Raw genomic sequence first — 4,804 nt, 5'->3', positions numbered from 1 at the left:
TCATGATAATAGGGCCTTCTGATTAGAAGGCCCTATTATCAATGATTTTTATCCTCGTGACGACACTATCTAATGATAAAAATAGCCTTCAACTGGCCGGTCCGACCAAAGAGATCATGAACACCGATCCGCTGGACGAAAAATGGCGCGCCTTCGGCATGCAGGTTACCGAGTGTAAAGGTAACGATATGGCCGACGTGGTGGCGACGCTGGAAGGGTTACAACCGGCCGGGAAACCGCACGTTGTGATTGCTTACACCACCAAAGGCGCTGGCGTCTCCTTTATTCAGGGACGTCCGGAATGGCACCACCGGGTGCCGAAAGGTGAAGAAGTTGAACTGGCGCTGGAGGAACTGAAAGATGAGTAATAGCGAACATCTCGCAACGGTGATGGTGAATGCGTTTATCGACGCCGTTGACCGGGGCGTAGACCTGGTGCCGGTTGTAGCGGACTCCACCTCGACGGCAAAAATCTCCCCATTTGTGAAGAAATTCCCCAGCCGCCTGGTGAACGTCGGTATCGCCGAGCAGACGCTGGTGGGTGCTGCCGCAGGGCTGGCTATTGGCGGTAAAGTCGCGGTGACCTGTAATGCCGCACCGTTTTTGATCTCGCAGGCCAACGAACAGATCAAAGTGGACATTTGCTACAACAACACCAACGTGAAGCTATTTGGCCTGAATTCCGGTGCCAGCTATGGCCCGCTGGCAAGCACGCACCACAGCATCGACGACATTTCCGTGCTGCGCGGTTTTGGCAACATTGAAATTTACGCCCCCTCCTGCCCGATCGAATGCCGCCAGATAATCGACTATGCGCTGGAACACGTCGGCCCGGTCTATATCCGCCTCGACGGTAAAGCGCTGCCGGAGATGCACGGTGGAGACTATCAGTTCAAACCGGGAGAAATTGACGTGCTGCGCGAAGGGAAAGACATCGCACTGGTGGCGATGGGATCGACAGTGCATGAAATTGTCGCCGCCGCCACACAACTGGCAGAACACGGTATTGAGGCCAGTGTTATCAGTGTACCGTCTATTCGCCCATGTAATACCTCGCAATTACTGGCCGCACTGAAAACCTGTAAAGCTGTCGTCAGCGTTGAAGAGCACAACGTCAACGGTGGCGTGGGCAGTCTGGTCGCCGAAGTCCTGGCGGAAGCCGGATGTGGCATCCCGCTGCGCCGCCTCGGTATTCCTGATGGCCAATATGCTATCGCCGCCGATCGCGCTTCCACCCGCGCCCGTCATGAAATTGACGCCGCTGGCGTGGTGAAAAATGCCCGTGCACTGCTGACACGGCAATAAAAATAATAAAGAACAACTTACTGGAGAGAGAGCAATGTCGCGAATTCCTCAACAACTGACCATGGCGGTTATCATCGGTAACCGTGGATTCTTCCCGAGCTACCTGGTGGCAGAAGCCCGTGAGCAGGATGTCGCCCTGTTTGGTCATCTCGGCATCAAAACCATTATGCTCGACGAAACCCAGACCGAGCTCGGCGGTGTTGAAACCCGCCAGGATGCCAAAACCTGCGCCGAACTCTTCCGCGCCCACCGTGATGAGATTCACGGCGTGGTCGTGCTTCTGCCGAACTTCGGTGATGAAAAAGCGGTGGCGGAAACCCTGCGCCTGTCCGGTTTGAACGTCCCCGTTCTGGTCCAGGCGGAGGAGGACAATCTGGATAAAATGGGGCTGGCAACGCGTCGCGACAGTTTCTGCGGCAAGATCTCCCTGTGCAACAACCTGCGCCAGTACGGTATCCCGTTCACCCTGACCACACAGCACGTTTGCGCCCTCAGCGGTGAGGTCTTCGAGCAGGACCTGAAACGTTTTGAACAAATCTGCCGCGTGGTAAGCAGCATGCGCGGCGTTCGCGTAGGGGCCATCGGTGCGCGTCCGGCCGGTTTCAACACCGTACGTTACTGCGAAAAACTGCTCGAGCGCCTGGGCATTGCGGTAGAAACCCTGGATCTGTCCGAAGTCTTTACCCGTATCAAACTGCTGCGCGATGACGATATCCGCGTGGATGAGAAACGCCGTCTGCTGATTGATAACGCCGATGCCAGCGGTATCGCCGCCGACAAACTGGTCACCATGGCGAAACTGTTTGTGGTAATCAGCGAATGGGTGATCGCTAACGATATCGACACCACCGCCATTCAGTGCTGGACCTCGTTGCAGGAAAACCTGGGCATTAACGTTTGCTCCATTATGAGCGTGATGTCCGGTCAGTTGATGCCGTCTGCCTGTGAAGTCGACGTGATGGGCGCGCTGTCCATGTATGCCCTAGCCAGCGCCAATATGAGCCCGGCCTCCATTGCCGACTGGAACAACAACTTTGGCGACGATCGTGACAAATGCGTGCTATTCCACTGCGGTAACTTTGCCGCCGCCAGCCTGGAAACACCGCATATGGGCACCGCAGACATCATCGGTACCACCGTGGGTAAAGAAAACACCTGTGGCGCAGTTCACGGTCGTCTGAAATCCGGCCCCCTCACCTATTTCCGTCTGAGCACCGACGATTTAACCGGTGAAATCAAAGCTTATGTGGGCGAAGGCAAATCCGTCGACGATCCGCTGGATACCGTCGGCTGTCGCGCGGTTATTCAGGTTCCGCATCTGGAAGAATTGCTGACCTATATCTGCCGTAACGGTTTTGAACACCACGTGGCAATGAACCATGCGGCCAGCGGTACTATCCTGCATGAAGCCTTCACGCGCTACCTCGGCGTTGATACTTACCTGCACCAGTAATGCAGTGCGCATGGGCCTGATGGAGAAATACCATGTCGAAATATATTGTTATCGCGCTTGATGAAGGGACAACCAACGCCAAAGCCGTCGCGCTGGATGCACAAGGCAACGTGGTGGCGAAAAGCTCGCGCCCGTTGACGATCCAGACACCCCGCGAGGGCTGGGTAGAGCAATCCGGCGAAGTGCTGCTGCAGGCGTCACTGGCGGTGATAAGCGAAGTGATTGCCCAGGTTGGCGCGGAGCGTGTGGCCGCACTGGCGGTCAGCAATCAGCGAGAAACCGCCATGGGTTGGTACCGTACAAGCGGGTTGCCGTTAGGCCCGGCCATTACCTGGCAATGTTCGCGTACGGCAGATTTTTGCCATACCCTGCGCGAGCAAGGCCAGGAAGGTAAAATTAAAGCGGTGACGGGTCTGCCCGTCGCTCCGCTGTTCTCTGCATCCAAAATGCGCTGGCTGTTAGGTTCCGTGCCCAATGGCCGGGCGCTGGCAGAACAAGGTGAGATTTGCCTGGGCACAATAGACTGCTGGCTGCTCTGGCACCTGACGGCAAGCGAGTCGTTTTGCTGCGACTACTCTAACGCCTCGCGGACACAGTTGCTAAACCTCAACACGGCCGACTGGGACGCGGAGATGCTGACGCTCTTCCAGATCCCGCGTCAGGCGTTGCCGGAAATTCGCCCCTCCAGCGGGTTATTTGGTCATACCAAAGGGCTGGATGCTATCCCGGACGGCATTCCGGTGATGGCGATGATCGGCGATTCGCACGCGGCCTTATTCGCCCACGGGCTCGGTGCGGCCGGGTGTGTGAAAGCGACATACGGCACCGGCTCCTCGGTGATGGCACCGGAGGTCTCCGCTCAGTGTGATGTGAAATCACTGGCAACCACCGTGGCCTGGCATGATGACGAGCGTCTGGTGTACGGGCTGGAAGGCAACATTCCCCATACCGGCGACGCGGTGGCGTGGATGGCGGAAAGTACGGGCTTAAGCGAGCTGCCGGAAGCGGAACTCGCCCAAGCCCTGAATACGCTGCCAGCCTCGGTGGAATCAACGCTTGGCGTCTATTTTGTTCCGGCACTCACGGGCCTCGGCGCCCCCTGGTGGGATGAAGATGCACGCGGTCTGATCCATGGCTTAAGCCGAGGAGTGAAGCGGGCGCATTTGGTTCGTGCCGCGCTGGAATCCATCACCTACCAGATTTCCGATGTGGTGGTGGCTATGCGCCGACACGGTGATTTCACCTTAAAAGCGCTGATGGTCGATGGCGGCCCCACCAAAAACGACTGGCTGATGCAGTATCAGGCGGATTTGCTGGGTTGCCCGGTAATGCGCAGCGATGTACCGGAGCTCTCGGCAATGGGGGCGGCACTGCTGGCACGTAAGGCACTGTTGCAGGTCGATACCGAGCAGCTTCGCCAGTATCTCCCCGAGCACGTGACGTTCACACCGGACGCGCAGCGCCACGGTAGATTGCAAAAGCGCTGGCATGACTGGCAAAGCGCAGTACAGCTTGCCCTCACGCAAAAAACGCAGGCAGGTTAAAAAGTTTGGGAGCGTGAGGTTCCAACCTGACAAGATGATTTGCGGGGATTGCTCCCCGCAAGTCAGCTACTCATGTCGTTGCCTCCGTGCAAAAAAGAGACTGACATCCAACTTGTTGAGGGTTGGAATGTAAGCCTCAGGTTGATAACACTATCTCCTGGGGCTTTCACCTTTCTGAACCCTGCACATGCCTGACTCAGAAAGCCTCAGGCATCCGCGAGAATGCTACCCGCTTACTTCCCTGCAGACGAATAAAACTGTATTTATATCCAGTTAAAATCAATTTTTCAGAAAACATAAAGACGCTGAAACCCACACCGCTTTTTCATCGTTTTTTGGCTCCATTTTTATAGCCAAATAATCTGGTTTATTCCTTTAGCGCATAAACAAAGACGAATTTAAACTTTAAGAAAAACCGGAAGCAGCCTAGATAGTGTCGTCACGAGGATAAAAATCATTGATAATAGGGCCTTCTAATCAGAAGGCCCTATTATCATGACTA

At 55.7% G+C, this 4,804-nt stretch carries 3 protein-coding genes and 1 pseudogene; all 4 read left to right on the top strand.

Going from position 1 to position 4,804, the window contains the following annotated elements; all coding sequences use genetic code 11:
* Nucleotides 1–71 precede the first annotated feature (71 nt).
* Nucleotides 72–368 (top strand): annotated as a pseudogene (locus ACSZPU_RS23425) (thiamine pyrophosphate-binding protein); the annotation flags it as partial.
* Nucleotides 361–1,305, top strand: coding sequence for a transketolase family protein (locus tag ACSZPU_RS23420; protein ID WP_499003815.1), 945 nt, complete (start codon nt 361–363; stop codon nt 1,303–1,305). The pseudogene ACSZPU_RS23425 and the gene ACSZPU_RS23420, both read left to right, overlap by 8 nt.
* 34 nt (nt 1,306–1,339) lie before the next feature.
* The gene (locus ACSZPU_RS23415; protein ID WP_499003813.1) at nt 1,340–2,758 is read left to right on the top strand and encodes an L-fucose/L-arabinose isomerase family protein; all 1,419 of its coding nucleotides are present in this window, start codon (nt 1,340–1,342) and stop codon (nt 2,756–2,758) included.
* A 32-nt stretch (nt 2,759–2,790) separates the two neighbouring features.
* Entirely contained in the window at nt 2,791–4,302 is a 1,512-nt protein-coding gene (locus ACSZPU_RS23410) for an FGGY family carbohydrate kinase (RefSeq protein WP_499003811.1), read from the top strand.
* The last annotated feature ends 502 nt before the right edge of the window (nt 4,303–4,804 follow it).

It is taken from the genome of Phytobacter sp. V69 (assembly GCF_965644215.1).
Lineage (GTDB): Bacteria > Pseudomonadota > Gammaproteobacteria > Enterobacterales > Enterobacteriaceae > Phytobacter.
This window is presented reverse-complemented; position numbering and strand designations above follow the sequence as displayed.